This is a genomic window from Candidatus Vicinibacter affinis (genome assembly GCA_016714365.1).
In the GTDB taxonomy this organism is placed as follows: Bacteria; Bacteroidota; Bacteroidia; order Chitinophagales; family Saprospiraceae; genus Vicinibacter; species Vicinibacter affinis.
In genome coordinates this window covers 639,176-656,821 of record JADJNH010000007.1, presented here as the reverse complement: position 1 = coordinate 656,821, position 17,646 = coordinate 639,176, and the positions used below count along the sequence as shown (strand labels likewise).

Sequence of the window (17,646 nt, the reverse complement as noted above, 5' to 3'; positions counted from 1 at the left end):
TAACTTCACAGAATGATTTCACAACACATTGAAATACTTCTTGCCGATGACGAGCTAGCTGATTGTCTTCTTTTCAAAGAAGCATTGGAGGAGTTGCCGGTATCCGCGCATCTTACCACCGTGTATAATGGTGAGCAGTTAATGGAAGAAATTACAAAAAAAGGAAAAAAGCTGCCAGATGTTCTGTTTTTAGACCTTAATATGCCTCGAAAAGATGGTTTTGCCTCTTTAGGAGAAATAAAGCGCAGTACCTTTCTGCAGGATCTGCCGGTTATTATATTTTCTACTACCGCTGAGTTGGAATCGGTTAAGAGGGTTTTTAGGGATGCAGCGCACTATTACATCTGCAAGCCAGTTGACTTTTTGCAATTGAAAAAAGTTATATATGAAGCTCTTACTCTTATAACACAGAAAAGTAATCCCTTACCACTCAAAGAAAATTTCATGATTACAGGGGATACCATTATAATTCCTGATTCCGCCGGAAGTTAATTCGAGGCTTAGTAAATCAACCGAGAATATGTTCAATTTCTAAAATCATGATATTACCCGAATGACAATGAAAAAGAACAATTCAAAAACCCCAATACCCAAGTCAACTTCTGTCTCCGGAAACCAGTTTCCTGTAGTTGCCATTGGCGCATCCGCAGGTGGGTTGGAAGCTATGATGGAGTTATTAAAATACCTGCCACCTGATACAGGGATGGCTTTCATTTATGTCCAACACCTCAGTCCGGACCACAAGAGCATGTTGACTGAAATTTTATCAAAGAAGACAAAAATGAAAGTGCAGGAAATTGACGACATGGATAAAATTAAGCCCGACAATGTTTTTGTCATTCCGTATAACAAGGGTATTGAAGTAACTGATGGCCACATAAAATTAATTCAGCGCTCAGAAAGCAGCACAGCAGTGTCAATTGATATTCTCTTCTCCTCTCTTGCACATGCACAAAAGGAAAGAGTTATTGGCATCGTTCTTTCAGGCAGTGCAAGTGATGGTACCGTCGGTATAAAAGACATTAAGCATGAGGGCGGATTAACTTTTGCCCAGGACGATACTGCCAAATTCACCAGCATGCCGCACTCTGCAATTGCCGCTGGTGCGATTGACTTTGTTTTATCACCTAAAGAAATTGCACTCGAATTGGCACGTCTGAGCAACCATCCATTTGTAAAGGTCAAAAATTCAAAAGCGAATAGTGAAGATTTAATTGAAAACAGCAATCCGGATTTAAAAATTATTCTCAGCCAATTATTTAAAACTACTGGTGTTGATTTTAGTGCATATAAAATGAACACTATTAAGAGACGCATCATTCGCAGAATGTTGCTGTATAAAATATCTACCCTTAAAGACTATTCGAAACTTCTTACACAGAAAAACGAGGAAATAGATATTCTTTACCAGGATCTTTTGATTAATGTTACCAGTTTTTTCCGGGACACCGATGTACATAAATATTTAAAAATAACTCTTTTTCCAAAATTGCTGAAAAGGAAGGCGGCAGGAGAGTCGCTTCGTGTTTGGGTCCCGGCGTGTGCAACCGGTGAGGAATCCTATTCCATTGCCATGATGTTTCTGGAGATTAAGGAGAGTCAGGGCTCTGACATACCCATCCAGATTTTTGCAACCGACCTCAGTGAACAGGCAATACGAAAGGCTCGTGGCGGCGTTTACACCAAACAGGAATTGGAAACCGTTTCTCCAAAACGCATCCAGCGTTTCTTTACAAAGGCAGAAGGTCATTTTCGCGTGAATAAAGCTGTACGCGATATGTGTGTATTTGCACAGCATAATTTATTAAATGATCCCCCTTTTTCGCGTTTGGATTTTATCAGTTGCTGCAACCTTCTTATTTATTTTGATATCGGGGCACAAAAAAAAGCATTAAGAACTTTTCATTATTCTTTAAACAATGATGGATATTTAATGCTGGGCAAATCAGAAAACATAAATCAATCAACACAGTTATTTACAAGCGCTAATAAAAAATATAAAATATTTTCACGAAAAATCAATTCGGATGCTCAGCGTTTTCCTGAACTTTCACCCCGCTTTGCGCAGCAGTCTGCATTTGAAAGTAGTTTTCTAACAGTTAATCAAAAAAGAACAACAAAAAATATTTCTATTAATACACAGGGGTTGGACGATGCCATTGATGAAGTGCTTGTTGCAGAATTTATGCCTGCAAGTGTTGTCATCAATCATCAAATGGAAATCGTTCAGTTTCGAGGTACAACGGACTTATTTCTTACGCACCCTAAAGGCAAAGCCACTTTTAACATTTTAAAAATGGCGCGACCTGAAATATCTTTTGAATTACGCAGCGCTATTTCAAAAGTAATTAAAACGAAAGGGCGGGTTCGAAAGGGCGGTATAGAGTTAAAAATAAATTCTCTGATTAAAATTGTAAGTTTCGAAATAGTTCCTCTTAAAATACAGTGGAACGAACCTTTGCTACTTATTCTTTTCACTGAGCATGAACAAGCGGAAATTTATGTGCAGCAAGCTATCGGCAGAAACTATACATCCCCAGTAAAAGACCGGCGGATTTTAAAATTAGAACAACAATTGGCAGCAGCACAGGCAGATGCGCTCTCCTCTGTGCAAGAACACGAGGCATTTGCAGAAGAATTGCAGAGTGCTCACGAAGAAGTGGTTTCGAGTAACGAAGAGCTTCAAACCGTTAATGAAGAATTGGAAACTTCAAAGGAGGAAATAGAATCTGCGAATGAGGAACTCACCACCACCAATCAGGAAATGCAAACACGCATTGATCTTCTCAATGAATCTTATGAATATTCTGATGCCATTATTTCTACTATGCACGAACCCATGCTTGTTTTGGGAAAGGACCTTCGCGTAAAATCGGCCAACAAAGCATTCTACCAGAAATTCGAGGTAGCAGAAGAGGAAACAGTTGGAGTACTTTTATATGATTTGGGTAACAAACAATGGAACATTCCTGCGCTGCGTGAATTACTTGAGGACATTATTCCCAAAAACTCTCAGTTCCTAAATTATGAGGTAAAACACACCTTTCTGAACCTAGGTGAAAAAATCATGTCGCTAAATGCCAGTCGCATTATTCAGAAAGCACACCGTGAGCAATTGATTCTTCTGATTATCGCCGACATCACTGAAGTAAGGCGCCTCCTGATGGAAAAGGAATTAATAGAAAAGGAGTTGCATAAGAAGGAAAACTTCGAGCGCAAGACAGAGAAATTAAAATTAGAGAAAGCTGTCGACACCAGGACTCGTGAATTAAAAGAGGCTAACGTATCTCTCGTAGATAAAAATAAGGAACTTTTGAATATGAACAAAGAACTGGAAGCATTTACTTATATCTCCAGTCATGATATGCAAGAGCCATTAAGGAAGATTCAAATTTTTGCGGGAAGAATTTTAGAAAAGGAAAACGAAAATTTGTCTGAACATGGAAAGAAATATTTTCAGCTTATGCAACTGTCCGCAGAAAGAATGCGACAACTCATTCAAGATTTAATTTCCTTCTCACGACTAAGAGCGGCCGACCGAAAATTTGAAAATGCTGACCTCAGTATAATAGTAGAAGAAGTTAAAAATGAATTTAAGGAGGAAATCGCTGAAAAAAATGCTGTTATTGAGGTGAAGGAAAACTGTGAAGTCCATATTATTCCTTTTCAATTTCGCCAACTCATGCACAATCTTGTTGGAAACGCCCTTAAATTTTCTAATCCACTCAAACCACCTCATATTGTTATAAAGAGTCGGAATGTTAAAGACAATAATTTAAACATAAAAGGGCTTGCACCTCGAAATGAGTACTGCCATATCAGCATCACCGACAATGGAATCGGCTTTGAAAAGGAATTCAGCACCAAAATATTTGAAGTATTTCAAAAGCTGCATGGCCAGGAAGAATACACGGGAACAGGTATTGGTCTGGCGATCGTAAAAAAAATTGTGGACAATCATAACGGTATAATTACTGCAACAGGCAGACTGAATAAAGGAGCAACTTTTGATATCTATATTCCTGTTTCATAAGAGAAATAATTTGTTTTGTTTAAAGAGACAGATCTTCTTTTTCTATTTACCGATTTTGATGAGAAAATATTTTATTTCAGCAAGCTTATTATAATTACAAGTTTGCTCTTTAAATAAAAGAGTGTCGTTGTATTTTTACCATTGTTTGTATTCTTGAGCGGAGGATATTTGATACATGAATTAATAATTAAATTTTATGTTTATAAAACTTTATGCGATTGCGTTTCCTGTTTTTTTTGTGATTGATATGATCTGGCTTGGCTTTGTAGCTAAAGACTTTTATCGAATGCAGATTGGGGTTCTCATGAAGCCCGATGTTAATTGGGTGGCTGCGATTACTTTTTATTTGATTTTCATTGCAGGCATCGTCATCTTTGTCATTGCGCCGGCCATGGAAAGTGGCTCCTGGACGCACGCCCTTTTCTATGGTGCGCTTTTTGGTCTGGTTTGTTATGCCACCTATGACCTGACAAATTTAGCGGTTGCAAAAGATTGGCCACTTTTGGTAACAGTAGTTGATTTGACGTGGGGTGCAATACTCGCAGCTTCTGTCTCTACTATAACATACTTCATCGCCAGAAATCTTGGATTATGAATTATTACTTAACGCTTATTTTATTTTTGTTTGTATACATGAGTTGCTGGTTTTTTATTTCTTTGATAAAAAAAAGAAACGATGTAGCTGATGTGGCCTGGGGTTTAGGATTTGTACTTTTAGCCTGGGTGTCTTTTTTCCTTTCCAGCGATTCCGGTACGCGAGGAATAATTGTAAATAGCTTAGTAAGCATTTGGGGATTGCGTTTAGCTTGGCATATTCATTCGCGAAACAAAAATAAATCAGAAGATTATCGATATCTGACATGGCGCAACGATTGGGGTCAATGGTTCTACGCGCGTTCGTATGTACAGGTATTTCTTCTCCAGGGATTTTTACTATTTCTAATTGTCTTGCCAGTGATTGCGATCAACAAAAGTGATGGGGCATCGCTTGGCTGGTTTGACTTTATTGGTGTCGCAATTTGGCTTTTTGGTTTCTATTTTGAAGTAGTAGGAGATGCACAGTTGGCCAAATTCATTAAAACTCCCGGAAACAAAGGTAAGTTAATGCAGAGCGGTCTTTGGGCCTACACTCGTCATCCAAATTATTTTGGCGAAGTCACACTTTGGTGGGGTGTATGGTTGATGGCGGTTTCCGCGCCGAATGTTTGGTTTACTGTTATTGGACCTTTGACTATAACCATTTTGATTTTAAAAGTTTCAGGAATACCTTTACTTGAGAAGAAGATGGCCGAGAATCCTGAATTTGCTGAATATAAACGCAGGGTAAGTGGATTTTTACCCTTGCCACCTCGTAATATTTTAAGCCAATAAAACTCTTTCATGATGGACTACACTTGGAAAACATCGGTGTCTGAATTTTTTTCCGGGGAGCTAAGGTCAATAGCCGTTTTTATCATATTTTATTAATAATGGTAGGTGAATGAGTAAGTGAAAACAGCTAAAAAAAATGACGTATTTCCATGACAAAAGGAATTGAATTCAATTCCTATAAGCTTATATCTCCTCGCGGTCTGCGGGGGATCGTAATCTATGTATCTGTGCAACTATCCTGCGCTTTTAATTTTGGCGGAAGGGCGGAGTCTAAAACTTCAGATATTTACAGTTACAGCCGATCAGTGATTAGGCACCCTAAAAATTGGGAAACAACTTTGCCTTAATGTTTGAATGAAAGGTAACAGAAAATATATTAAATTAAGAATTGAGATCTATATATTTACCAAAAAATAAATTCAAAATATGTTTAAGAAATTTACAACGGCTGACAAGCTGTTATTTATTGCCGCATTATTATCCTTGATATTTTCCGAGATACTTTATTTTCAAGGAGACAAGCAGTATGGAATTTTTATTGGAATTTGGGTTCCTTCGATTTCAGCTTTTAGAATTTATCTTAAACAAATTAATAATTCAAATAATGATTTAATTTATACCATATTTTGCAGGGTTAATAACGATTCTTTTTGGAATTGGATTCGCTTTATTAATAATTGAGCCAAGCAAGAGGAAAAAATAGATGGTATTTTCAAATGAAATTGTGATTTGATTTATTTTTATTCAAATCATAGGTTATTAGTTTAGATTTATTTTATATAAGCGATGAGCCGTAATATAAAATGAAAAAGAGAAAATCCATTGATACCAAAATGGAAATTTAATCAAGAGAATTAGCACCCGAGTGAAGAATTTTGAATTTAGGTTATCAGGTGATTATCGAGACCATTTTGCTTCCAGAAGGGTTTTATACACACTTTTCTAAGATTAAAAAAAATTTAAAGTATCAAAAACATCATCTCAAACAATTGTCAAAATAGGTTCGGCTCAGGTATCTCATAATTTGAACTTATCTCAAATATGAGTTTGATAGCTCTGTCATCAGGAGTTTTTTTTTCTTTTGAGGATATTCATGGGAATTACCAATAAATGATAGCTCTGATAAAGTGATTTAAGTATAAATATTACTTCTGCATAAATTTTGAATCGCGGTTGATTACCCTTGATTTGATGATGTCTCTTAAATTAAAAGTAATTATTACAAGAAATTTCTCGAATAAGCGGATCGCTTTAGAAGAGATATTAATTTGTCACCAGCATAGGCCGATAATATAAAATTACCGAAGGACTATATTTAATTTTTCTTAATTTCATCCTACTTTTGTCGGAGTTACGGAAATTCAATAGATTCTATCGAGTCTGTTATGGACTTAATTGTTATAAATTTTGCAAATGGAAATTGCTTTATTGAAAGTAATACAAATTTATCAATGGTTTATTTCTTTGAAGAACTAAAAGTTTGAACTTTCCGGAAATTAAGTATATTTTTTTAATTGGTTATAAATTACAGTAAAATGAATACGTTATTATTAAATTGTTGGATTATTGTTCCTTTAGGGATTATCTCACTTTTAGGTTCGTTTTCATTTATAAAAAATTCGAAAAATCCAGATCAAAGTCTGCAAACGGTTCCAAGGGTAGATTTACAAAAGTATGCGGGCAAGTGGTTTGAGATAGCCTCTTTTCCCCAGAGCTTTCAAAAGGGTTGTTACTGCACCACGGCTGAATATACACTTCATGAAAAAGGATATGTTATTGTTGAGAATCGATGCAACAAAGGCAGTGTTGATGGCAAGCAATCCTACATAAGAGGTAAGGCTTTTGTTGAAAAAGGGTTCGGGTAATGCAAAATTGAAAGTGCAGTTCTTTTGGCCCTTTAAAGGAAAATATTGGATTATAGATTTAGCAGATGACTATAGTTACGCAGTTGTGAGTAATCCAAATAGGAAGTATTTATGGATATTATCCAGGACGCCTACAATTGGCGTTACACTTTATGGACAAATTCTTGAAAGGCTTGAATTAAAAGGATTTGACATATCGAAATTGCAAAAGACCACTCATCTATAGCCCTAAAGTTTATCGGCTGTTAATATTTTGAAACTTCAGTAAAGCTACAAGAGATACAAAAAGATATTTCTGTAGGCCTGTCTTTGAATAACATGATGTTAAAATATTTGAAAGTAATTGTCAAATTTGTGGAAATTTAATACCTGCACCTCAGTAGTAAAATGTAACTTAAAATATTTTTACTCATCCGTCGTATAAATTTATTCTTAAAATTTATTAATTTTATGTGATCTGGTGACATAAAGTTGAGGATGAAGGGGAAATCTCAACAATCAGCTATTTGGCCGTGGGGTTAATATTCCTATGCCCGATTGAATTCTTTAGAAGCATTAGGCACATGATTAATTGTAACTTAAAGTGAAATAATATTTTAAAATATAAATATCAAAATAAATGACAACTAAAAATTAAATAGGCCTTGATAAAGGTAAAAGCGAAAAGCTAGCGGACAATTTAAACAATTTACTTGCTGACTACATGATGTTCTACCAGAATACCAGAGGCTTACATTGGAACATTAAGGAGAAAAGTTTTTTGAACTGCATTTAAAATATGAAGAGCTTTATACAAATATTCTTTTGAAAGTGGATGAAATAGCAGAACGTATTTTAACCCTTGGTGTTACTCCCTTACATACTTTTACGGATTACAAAAAAACTGCAAAGATTAAAAGTGTTAAAAATGTTTCTGATGGAAAGGAAGGCGTGCAATCTATTTTGGATGCTTTCGAAATACTTATTGTAAGACAAAGGGAGTTGTTAAATATTTCAGCGGATGCCGGAGATGAGGGAACAAATGCACTAATGAGTGATTATGTTCGAGAACAAGAAAAATTAGTTTGGATGTATTCGGCTTTCTTAAAAAAAAATAAAATAATTTGACACTGTAATAGTCGGCAACAATTTATTTTTATAAACATTTATACTAAAATTATTCTTTTGGTCTTTACATATAGCGGCTAACATACAAATATTGATTTGTATGCAAAACATGGTCATGATGCACTTTAAATTCTTAACAGGTGTGAATGAGGTACTTGTATTATCAAATATCAAATCTTTGAATGATAAATATTGTAATTTCACATTCCAAATTTAACACTGATTTAAAGAGCCATTTGAAGTATTTTGATTGAGCATTAATTCAATAATATGCAAAGAAGAAAATTTATAGAATTGGGTGGTTTACTTGCTGCTGCGGGTGGTCAATTTAATTCTTTTGCGGAGGCAAAATTAGCTAATGATCGGGGTAGTGAACATGAGCGCATTGATTTTATACATGATGGAACAGACTTATCTCCAAAAGAATTTGCTGATCTCCTTATGAAGCTGGTGGATGAGGGAAAGGTGAAGATAGATAGTTATTCCAATGGAGGAATAGTAGAGGAGTTGGAAAATAAATTCGCCGCTTTGTTGGGTAAAGAATCGGCGGTATTCATGCCCACCGGAACCTTGGCAAACCATATTGCAGTGCGAAGACTTGCAAATAAGAATCGCAGAGTCATTGTTCAGGAGCAAAGCCACTTTTATAATGACAGCGGAGATTGTGCAGAAACGCTGAGTGGCTTAAAGCTTATGACTACAGGAGAAAATGCAGTTGATTTTTCTTTAAGCGATGTGATCAATATTGCAAACCAAGCAAAAACGGGCAGGGTTGAGACAAAGATCGGAGTGATCGCAATTGAAACACCGGTAAGGAGAAAGCAAGACCGCATCTTTACATATGATAAAATTAAACCAATAAGCGATTATGCTAGAAATAATGGAGTAAAAATGCATTTGGATGGGGCAAGGCTTTTTGTTCAGTCGGTTCATACGGACATACTGCCTTCTACTTACGGATCACTGTTTGACGCGGTCTACACCTCCATGTATAAATGTTTTAACGCCCCTTCAGGAGCCATTTTGGCTGGAACCAGAGAATTCACTGAATCCTTGTTTCATGAAAGAAGAATGTTTGGAGGTGGGTTGCCTGCAGCCTGGCCATTTGCAGCCGTTGCCCTTTATTATGCTGATCGCTTTATGGATGATTATAAGACAGCGTGGTTAAACGCTCAAAAGTTTTTTTCGTTGCTCAGAAAGGAAGAGAGATTTACTGTTTCCGAATTGGAGAACGGCACTCATGTAGTGAAGCTTGATGTGAAAGGAAAAAATCTTGTCCAGTTTAGAGATACGCTTCATAATCAAAATGTTCAATTAAATGCACCTGTTGAAAATGGATTTTTTTTGAAAATAAATCCAACACTGAACAGAATTCAACCCGAAAAATTGGCTGAAATATTTTTAGAAGCATTGAAGAAATAATATTGAAAAAAGCAGTGAAAAAATGTATTTCATTTTGAAATGATTTACAAGTATGCTGAAAATGATGATCACTCCTTAAAGTTAACATGGATTTATTTTTAAGTTCATGATGTCACATTTAGAACTTTCATACAATACAGTGAAAAGGCCATTATAAATAGAAGATAGTTTTTCACTTATTAGCCAAAGATCACAGATTTGTTTATTTTATTTTGTAAAAAAATATTTGCTATATCAAGATTCACCTAATATTCGATTTGATCTTTTAAATTTGATTCCCCAATAACCGGGAAATTCTCACGAAGCACCCATGATTTGCAATAAATTTAAATGTTCACTTGGATAATTCGACGGTAATTTATAATTTTAACCGGCAATCAATAAATCATCAGTTGTTTTGGCTAAAGGAGGCATATAATAATTATATTGTATGGATAAAAGGACCGACATTCATTTTCCGGCTAATGAATTTGAGAAAATATTCATAAAGTCGATCTGGCGTCTTTCGGAATTTGATGTAAATAAAAAGGTTGAAACAATTCTTCCTAAAGGTACCGTTGAATTAATATTCAATTTTTCAGATCAAATTGACTATGTCAATCCAGCTTTGCAAATTTCAAGAAAGCTACCAACAGTATTTATCAATGGACTGAATTTTAATCCATTCAAATTATTAAAGACAGGGTGTCAGGATTTTTTAGGAGTACAACTTAATGCTCCCGGATTAAAGCTACTTTTCAATATATCTGCTAATGAGTTTAACGACAGGGTTTATGAAGGAAGTATTTTTTGTCCCTGCTTGGACTCTTTGTCTAATGAGCTGTTTGGCAAACAGACCTTTAATGAACAAGTTGAAGCGATCTTAAAATGGGTGCGAAAAAAAGTTTCATTTGTAAATTACGGATATTCGATTGACAGGGTCCAAAGGTTAATGTGTTTGAATTTCTTTCGTGAGCTAACTGTTAAAAAAATTAGTGATGAAATTTGTTTGTCAGAACGTCAGCTCAGAAGATTTTCAACGGAATGGTTAGGTATGAGTACAGAGGAGTTTATACTTTACAATAAATATCTGATTTCTCTACAGCTTTTACATGATTCAAAATGGACACTCACTGAAATTGGATTGAAGGCAGGCTACTATGATCAGTCCCATTTTATAAGAGAATTTAAATCCTACACAGAACTCACTCCCAAAGAATATCGTAAGATCTTCACAGATTTTCCCGGGCATATTTTTGTGTAACACAAAAATGTCCGATTTATACTATTTTATGTTCTCTCTTTCTTGTCATTTTGCAGTTTAAATATTTTAAATGCAAATGTTATGATTTACAAATTTTCATTAATCGAAAAAATACTTTTGTCAAATGACATTATTCCACATCCATTTACAGACGCTGCTTCGTCAGTAGGACTGGGTTTTGCTTTGGGTAGTGCAGTAAAATTGAAAATCGCAGATCAGCTTTCCATGGACCTTAAGGACCTTAAGAGCATCGCCAGGGATGCAAGCGTTAGCGAGGTAGGCGCAGAATTAATTTTGGATTGCTTGGATGCTTTGGGATACGTTATAAAGAAGGAGAATCAATACGCATTTACTAAAAGAGGTTTCAATAATTTGTCACCAAATTCGCCTAATAATTTCCGTCATTTTATTTTGTTTTGTAATTATTTATATAAAGGCTATCTCCAGCTTGATGAAACCATCCGATTAGGTAAAAGATCCCAATCCAGCATGCTGGATGAGATGACTGAATATGAATGGGAGTTATTTTCAAGAGCCATGATTGACATTTCAAAAACTAATTTGAAGGAAGTGGTTCAAAAAATTCCAGTAGCTAAAACGCATACCAAAATGCTGGATTTGGGAGGTTCACATGGTTTGTACAGTATAGAACTTTGCAAACGAAACCCTAACTTAAAATCTGTAATAGTGGACTTACCTCCTGTTAAAATATATGCAGATGAATGTATTGCAAAAAACCATGCAGAAAATAATGTCTCCTTTATGGGTTGTGATTTTATGAAAGATGAACTTCCAAAAAATAGCGATATTATCCTAGGTTTTAATATTATTCATGGATTGAATGCAGCTGAGAACGAAGAATTGGCTAAAAAGGTGTACAACGCTCTTAGTCCCGGAGGTATGTACGTTATACTGGACCAGATAAAAGGTATAGGAGGCAATTCTCAAATGTCAAAGGCAACCACCTCCTATATGGCATTGAATCTTTTGCATCAGGCAGGAGGGAAGACCTATTCAAAAAATGAAATTGATTCATTTGTAAAGAAAATGGGATTTAAGAATACAGAACTTAAAAAATTAAACGCTCCAGGATTCGGGGTTGTGATTTGTCATAAATAGTATTTACCAATTTACTTTTACTCATTTTATTGTCTCCATTTTATTTCAGTGCCAGTTAAGACTAGGTAAAGGATGGTTTCTTTTTTTAGAAATCTTAAATTTATGCAGAAGGTAGTCTTTTAGTAATCTTCCTTTGAGTTGTCCATCCCACGATTTCTCAAGATTTATTTGCAGGAGATTGCCGATTGATTATTTTGTCTTGCAAATGTAATTGATCAAGTACTTTGACCTTTATCAAGGATCCTCCAGCTTATCCTAAATTGTATTTTCTCACTATAAAATTTGAGGGTTAATTCCTAATTTTATCCCGTTGTTAATTTTAGTTTAAACATGGCGAAAAAACCAATTAACATGGAAATTGAAGCTTATAACGGAAGGTAAACCTCAGAAGACCAGAAGATATGTAATTTACTGGCGCGGACCATTGATGAGCATTTACCAGAAGCCGAAAATAAAATTTGGCATGCACACCCGGTCTGGTTTCTTGATGGGAATCCGGTCGTAGGTTACAGTAAGCTCAAGGAGAGTGTCCGACTTTTATTCTGGAGTGGGGCTAGTTTTAATGAAGCAGAGTTGAAAATCAATACCGGAAAATTTAAAGATGCGGGTATTCGTTTTACCTCCGTTGATCAAATAAATTTGGATGATCTGATCAGGTTGCTTGGAAAAGCAAGAGAAATCCAATGGGATTATAAAAACATAGTCAAGAGAAAAGGAGTCCTGGAATACTTAAAGTAAATGTTTCAGAATTTTAAACAATATTTTATTTATGGATAATTCAAAAATAACAATACAAGTAACTATAAACACCGACCAGAAGAAGGCTTGGGAGTATTATACAAATCCTCAGCACATTACTCATTGGAACTTTGCTTCTGATGACTGGCAATGTCCGCATGCCTCCAATGATCTTAAGGTTGGCGGAAAATACATTGCGAGAATGGAGGCCAAGGACGGAAGTTTCGGCTTTGACTTTGAGGCAACTTACGATGAAATAGTGATGGGTGAAAAAATCAAGTATACAATGTCTGATGGAAGACAAGCAATCGTAAATTTTAAGGGTGATGGCACCCATTCTGATGTGACGGTGACTTTTGATGCAGAATCTGAAAATTCGATCGATTTGCAAAGAAGTGGCTGGCAGGCAATACTTAATAACTTTAAAAAATATTGTGAATCTCAAGCCAACTTAAAAACAAAAATTTTGAGTTTTAACATTGTGGTTCATTCTTCGGCTGAGGATGCTTACGATTCTATGTTGGGAATTAAAGACATCAATACTTATCAACATTGGACTTCGGTATTTAACCCTAGTTCAACTTATGTCGGAGATTGGGAGAAGGGAAGTAAAATACTTTTCTTGGGTACTGATGACAATGGAAAGAGAGCAGGTATGATTTCCAGAATTGTAGAAAACATACCCAATCAATTTGTTTCAATTCAACACTATGGAATTTTTGAAGACGAAGTAGAAATTACCGAGGGACCACAAGTAGAAAAATGGGCCGATGGTATAGAGAACTATACGTTTAAAGAACAAGACCATCAAACCACCATAACAGTCGATCTAGGTGTAATAGAGGAATATATTGATTATTTCAATCAAACATATCCTTTAGCCTTAACCAAGCTAAAGGAATTGATTGAAGGATTGTAATTCACATTGACGATGTGGAAATGATCTGTTCCAAACGTGAGTTTCTATTGTAAAATGGATTAATAGGCAACTGTAATCATTTCGAATCATTTTTTATAAATTGCAATTTTCTTATAAGAATTAAAAAGTATAAAGCGGTAAGACCTGATATAATCTTACTGTTACCTGTAACATCTTGTCTTAGTTTTTTACACAAGATTCAAAAAGTTAAGTAAGGATAGGGAATTCGAAATTTGCAAACTTGGATGCTTGCAAATCGACTTCCATTATTAAAGGCTGTTGACATAAAGTATACAAACCAATTGGTATTTTATTTGCAAAATAAAATATGAGTCTGGTTACATGCATAATCTATTTTAATACAGTTAAAGTAGGTCAATTTCTCTACTAATTTATTATTTTTGAACCATGAGGTTCAATTATTATTCGTTTGCATTCTCTGTTTTATTTGGAATTGGTGAAGTGCGTGCACAAGAGGGCATCCAAAAAGTGGAGGGATTTTTACCGGAAATTGTGTCTCAATTTCCTAATGTAAGAGATGCTGCCATATTTGTAAATGGGGATGAAATCTATTTTACTGTTCAAAGTTATTTGGGTGAATTGTCGGCAATAGTGGTTTCCAGCTTTAAAGACGGAGCGTACTCATTTCCGGAGGTCGCCCCATTCTCAGGGAAATACCATGATCTTGAACCATTCTTGTCACCGGATGGATTGCGGTTGTATTTTTCATCCAACCGTCCCCTGGAAGAGAATAGTAATGAAACCAAGGATTATGACATTTGGTTTGTAGAGCGAGTGTCCATTAAGAGCAGCTGGTCAGCTCCATACAACATGGGATATCCAATCAATACCAAAGACAATGAATTTTATCCGGCAGTTTCAAAATTCAATAATCTCTATTTCACCAGTGATGGGGCACAATCAAAAGGAAAGGATGATATATTTGTCAGTATATGGAACTTTGGGAGCTATGATTCACCGGTTTCTCTCAATGATTCCATCAATTCAGATGGGATAGAGTTTAATGCCTTTATAGCACCTGATGAATCATACTTGATTTATACCTGCTACAATCGGGATGGAGGTTACGGTAGTGGCGATCTTTACATCAGCTACCAAACTGATAATGGTCGATGGACTAAAGCCATGAATATGGGTCCTCAGATCAATTCTACTAAAATGGATTATTGTCCTTTTGTAGATCCTAAGAAGGGAATGCTTTATTTTACCAGCAAGAGAAATGCTGTTCAAACAAAATTTAATGATGCACAATCGTTAAAAAAACTTTTAGAAGAGATGACTCAGTATGAAAATGGTTTGAGCAGGCTGTATAAAATAAAGTTTGATCCAAATAGACCTTAGCACTTCTGAAATGATTCAGAACAAACAGACTTTTTACTCTTTTAATATCCGACCTAGTTTCTTGAAAATAAAAATTGATGTGTACTTGAATTTTGAAAGGGTATGCTTAACTTTTAAAGTATGCAAATCCGAATGTAAAAACAACAGATGTTTATGCAATTTCGGTGGATTATATTTATCCTAATCCAGCAAAAGACCAAGTAAATATTGAATTGAATCAATATTGCCCTTAAGTGGGTATAATTTTTTATGATGCAGGAGGGGTGATTTATGAAAAGCGAATTTACCATCATGTAAATGTTATTCACTTAAACTTACCGGATGTTTCCGTCGCCTACCAATTAATTATCAAAAGAATAATTCCAGCAAATCGTACCTGGTGATCAGGAGATAGGATTGTTGATTTAAAGCAGCGATTGAAAAACAAAAATTAACATTCGATTTATTTGAAAACAGGTGTTTCAAATTTTATTTTGCTGGCAACATTGCTTGCTAATTTTTTACCTACTACCTTAGAGCAATGAAAGTAAAGAATTTCCAGGAGGTATTGAGCAACAATCGATTTGAATTTTTGCTTTTCGCCCTCCTCCTGTTGCTCTTTGATAAAATATTTGTACCGGATGTGAATATTTACACCACATACATATGGCCCTTTAACATGATCATATTGGGTTTCGCTGCGGTGGGAATTTTTAAAGAAAGATTTAGGTATATCATATGGATCAAAAATGTACTTTTTATTTTAAGCGTCTTGATACCGTTGTTATTTTTCACCATTGTGAGAAATCCGGTTTTAGTTCAAAGTGCTTTTCTGGTTTATACCTTTTATTATACCTTGATATTTATTGAAGTTTTGTATCAGATTTTTCGCAAAAGTGAAGCGACCATAAGTGTGGTATATGGATCAATAAGCGGGTTCCTACTGCTGATCGTAATTGCACAATTTACTTTTTTGTTGATTGAATACAACAACCCAAATTCTTTCGGCGGGTTGGTGCAGGGAAACATTCCATATATTTACAATCAGTTGTCTTATTTCAGTATGGTTACGATGGCTACTGTGGGATATGGAGACATAACACCTGTTTCTGACGCCGCACGCCTTACAACTATGTTTTTCACCATTGCTGGACAATTTTACATGGTGGCACTTGTCGGTATTATTATCTCCAGATTCAACCCAGTGAAGTAGAACAGAGAATTGAAAAATTATTTATAATAATTTACAAATTTGCGAGATTTTTTAACTTTCACAATATCTTTTCATTCACTTTGTAATGTAATATTTATTTTGCTTAGGTTAAGCTAATCCGTTCATCTTTTTTGGTGAATCAACGCTATTTGATTCAAGATCAGTGTAAAGTTGGATGTCTAAAACAATATAATCACAATAGTTGCTTCATTTATGATTCTCCGCAAGTCGATTCAATTGGGAAGTCTTTAGGCATCATTTTAAATGCATAAATAGGAGGGTAATAGAAATGTAAAATCGAAAGATTTATTATTATTTATAAAAAATTGAAAACCCACTTATTACAAATTCCTAATGAAAATTCTGGATTAATCATTTAAAAAAGAAGAGGAGCATCTGCTCCTCTTCTTTTTTTCTTTTAATATTATTTATTGTATAGTGAATTTATCGTTTTGGCGCTTGGTGAGGTGGCGAATATAAGATCAAAAAACTGTCAATACACCATCCCCAAAAACTTTGGGGATTGATGCGAGGTAGAATGTTCAATTAACGATGTTACCCGCCATTGAGCCAAACGCCTTTTATATGCGGTTTTTCTTTACTCGGTCAATTCGTCCGTTAGATTTTTATATTTAGTTCAAGTCGTCCGCCAAAACCAAGTTCAATAATTTTTTGAAGTGTCGAAATGCGAGCTTCTTTTATGTTGTTCTCAATTTTTGAAATGTAGGATTTAGTTGTTCCAACTTTTTCTGCTAGTTGTTCTTGTGTCATTCCCATTTCAACACGAGTGTCGTGAATCAGAGCACCGATTTTAAATGCTTCATAACCTGCTTCAAGCTCGTCACGTTCCTTTGTACCACGTTTGCCATAGTTTTTTTCTTTGAACTCTTCAAGAGTCATCAAATTTTTATTTTTCGCTTTCATATTCTGCTTTTATTTTAAGTGCCATTTCTATTTCTTTCTTTGGTGTCTTTTGCGTTTTCTTTTGAAATCCGTTCGCCAAAAAAACTAATTGTCCTTGGTCAAAAAAACAGAAAATCCTAAAAATGTCGCTTCCTAATTGAACACGGATTTCATAAAGTCCGTCCGTATTTTCAATGTGATAAAGATAAGTTTCAGGAACTCTTTGTAAGTCTTCAATCAATCAAAAGTCTAAACAATTTTTCCTTTTACTTTCTTGTTTTGTTTGGCAAAGAAGTCTTGGAAGTAGTTTTTGTAAAACGTTATCTTTCTATGTTTCTGATTTTTGTCCAAGGCACAAAATTTACAAATGTT

Annotated in this window: 11 protein-coding genes and 5 pseudogenes; 14 read left to right on the top strand and 2 right to left on the bottom strand. The window is 35.1% G+C overall.

Features of this window, described 5'->3' with window-relative positions:
- Window positions 1-12 precede the first annotated feature (12 nt).
- The 14 genes and pseudogenes from IPJ53_17415 to IPJ53_17350 all read left to right on the top strand — a co-directional run bounded on the left by IPJ53_17415 (window position 13) and on the right by IPJ53_17350 (window position 16,371).
- Entirely contained in the window at window positions 13-492 is a 480-nt protein-coding gene (locus IPJ53_17415) for a response regulator (GenBank protein MBK7800878.1), read from the top strand.
- Window positions 493-559: 67 nt separating this feature from the next.
- Complete coding sequence (locus IPJ53_17410) at window positions 560-4,033, top strand: PAS domain-containing protein (protein ID MBK7800877.1); 3,474 nt, start codon at window positions 560-562, stop codon at window positions 4,031-4,033.
- 196 nt (window positions 4,034-4,229) lie between these two features.
- The gene (locus tag IPJ53_17405) at window positions 4,230-4,628 is read left to right on the top strand and encodes a DUF2177 family protein (protein MBK7800876.1); all 399 of its coding nucleotides are present in this window, start codon (window positions 4,230-4,232) and stop codon (window positions 4,626-4,628) included.
- Window positions 4,625-5,404, top strand: coding sequence for a DUF1295 domain-containing protein (locus IPJ53_17400; protein ID MBK7800875.1), 780 nt, complete (start codon window positions 4,625-4,627; stop codon window positions 5,402-5,404). Before IPJ53_17405 ends, IPJ53_17400 begins: the two co-directional genes overlap by 4 nt.
- Before the next feature lie 1,535 nt (window positions 5,405-6,939).
- Window positions 6,940-7,495, top strand: a pseudogene (locus tag IPJ53_17395) (lipocalin family protein).
- 393 nt (window positions 7,496-7,888) lie between these two features.
- Window positions 7,889-8,376, top strand: a pseudogene (locus IPJ53_17390) (DNA starvation/stationary phase protection protein).
- Window positions 8,377-8,646: 270 nt separating this feature from the next.
- A complete protein-coding gene (locus IPJ53_17385; GenBank protein MBK7800874.1) occupies window positions 8,647-9,798 on the top strand; it encodes a DegT/DnrJ/EryC1/StrS family aminotransferase in 1,152 nt (383 codons plus the stop codon).
- Window positions 9,799-10,228: 430 nt separating this feature from the next.
- Window positions 10,229-11,041 carry a helix-turn-helix transcriptional regulator gene (locus IPJ53_17380; GenBank protein MBK7800873.1) on the top strand — a complete coding sequence of 271 codons (813 nt, stop codon included), beginning with the start codon at window positions 10,229-10,231 and terminating at the stop codon, window positions 11,039-11,041.
- Between the two features lie 81 nt (window positions 11,042-11,122).
- The gene (locus tag IPJ53_17375; GenBank protein ID MBK7800872.1) at window positions 11,123-12,160 is read left to right on the top strand and encodes a methyltransferase; all 1,038 of its coding nucleotides are present in this window, start codon (window positions 11,123-11,125) and stop codon (window positions 12,158-12,160) included.
- Between the two features lie 345 nt (window positions 12,161-12,505).
- Window positions 12,506-12,898, top strand: a pseudogene (locus IPJ53_17370) (DUF1801 domain-containing protein).
- Window positions 12,899-12,929: 31 nt separating this feature from the next.
- Window positions 12,930-13,340: pseudogene (locus tag IPJ53_17365) on the top strand (SRPBCC family protein).
- A 75-nt stretch (window positions 13,341-13,415) separates the two neighbouring features.
- Window positions 13,416-13,817, top strand: coding sequence for an SRPBCC domain-containing protein (locus IPJ53_17360; protein ID MBK7800871.1), 402 nt, complete (start codon window positions 13,416-13,418; stop codon window positions 13,815-13,817).
- 408 nt (window positions 13,818-14,225) lie between these two features.
- Window positions 14,226-15,179 (top strand): PD40 domain-containing protein, encoded by a 954-nt coding sequence (locus tag IPJ53_17355; protein ID MBK7800870.1) that lies wholly within the window; start codon window positions 14,226-14,228, stop codon window positions 15,177-15,179.
- Window positions 15,180-15,699: 520 nt separating this feature from the next.
- Complete coding sequence (locus tag IPJ53_17350) at window positions 15,700-16,371, top strand: hypothetical protein (protein MBK7800869.1); 672 nt, start codon at window positions 15,700-15,702, stop codon at window positions 16,369-16,371.
- A gap of 618 nt (window positions 16,372-16,989) precedes the next feature.
- On the opposite strand, the gene IPJ53_17345 is transcribed toward IPJ53_17350, so the two are convergent.
- Together IPJ53_17345 and IPJ53_17340 are read right to left on the bottom strand one after the other, a co-directional pair.
- Entirely contained in the window at window positions 16,990-17,295 is a 306-nt protein-coding gene (locus IPJ53_17345; protein ID MBK7800868.1) for a helix-turn-helix transcriptional regulator, read from the bottom strand.
- Window positions 17,279-17,625: pseudogene (locus IPJ53_17340) on the bottom strand (type II toxin-antitoxin system RelE/ParE family toxin). Before IPJ53_17340 ends, IPJ53_17345 begins: the two are co-directional and overlap by 17 nt.
- Window positions 17,626-17,646: the final 21 nt, after the last annotated feature.

What these genes read in the sequence shown, in the direction of transcription:
- IPJ53_17345 (MBK7800868.1), bottom strand. Translation starts at nt 17,295, where the DNA reads ATGAAAGCGAAAAATAAAAATTTGATGACTCTTGAAGAGTTCAAAGAA.
- IPJ53_17360 (MBK7800871.1), top strand. Translation starts at nt 13,416, where the DNA reads ATGTTGGGAATTAAAGACATCAATACTTATCAACATTGGACTTCGGTA.
- IPJ53_17410 (MBK7800877.1), top strand. Translation starts at nt 560, where the DNA reads ATGAAAAAGAACAATTCAAAAACCCCAATACCCAAGTCAACTTCTGTC.
- IPJ53_17385 (MBK7800874.1), top strand. Translation starts at nt 8,647, where the DNA reads ATGCAAAGAAGAAAATTTATAGAATTGGGTGGTTTACTTGCTGCTGCG.
- IPJ53_17350 (MBK7800869.1), top strand. Translation starts at nt 15,700, where the DNA reads ATGAAAGTAAAGAATTTCCAGGAGGTATTGAGCAACAATCGATTTGAA.
- IPJ53_17380 (MBK7800873.1), top strand. Translation starts at nt 10,229, where the DNA reads ATGGATAAAAGGACCGACATTCATTTTCCGGCTAATGAATTTGAGAAA.
- IPJ53_17355 (MBK7800870.1), top strand. Translation starts at nt 14,226, where the DNA reads ATGAGGTTCAATTATTATTCGTTTGCATTCTCTGTTTTATTTGGAATT.
- IPJ53_17375 (MBK7800872.1), top strand. Translation starts at nt 11,123, where the DNA reads ATGATTTACAAATTTTCATTAATCGAAAAAATACTTTTGTCAAATGAC.
- IPJ53_17400 (MBK7800875.1), top strand. Translation starts at nt 4,625, where the DNA reads ATGAATTATTACTTAACGCTTATTTTATTTTTGTTTGTATACATGAGT.
- IPJ53_17405 (MBK7800876.1), top strand. Translation starts at nt 4,230, where the DNA reads ATGTTTATAAAACTTTATGCGATTGCGTTTCCTGTTTTTTTTGTGATT.
- IPJ53_17415 (MBK7800878.1), top strand. Translation starts at nt 13, where the DNA reads ATGATTTCACAACACATTGAAATACTTCTTGCCGATGACGAGCTAGCT.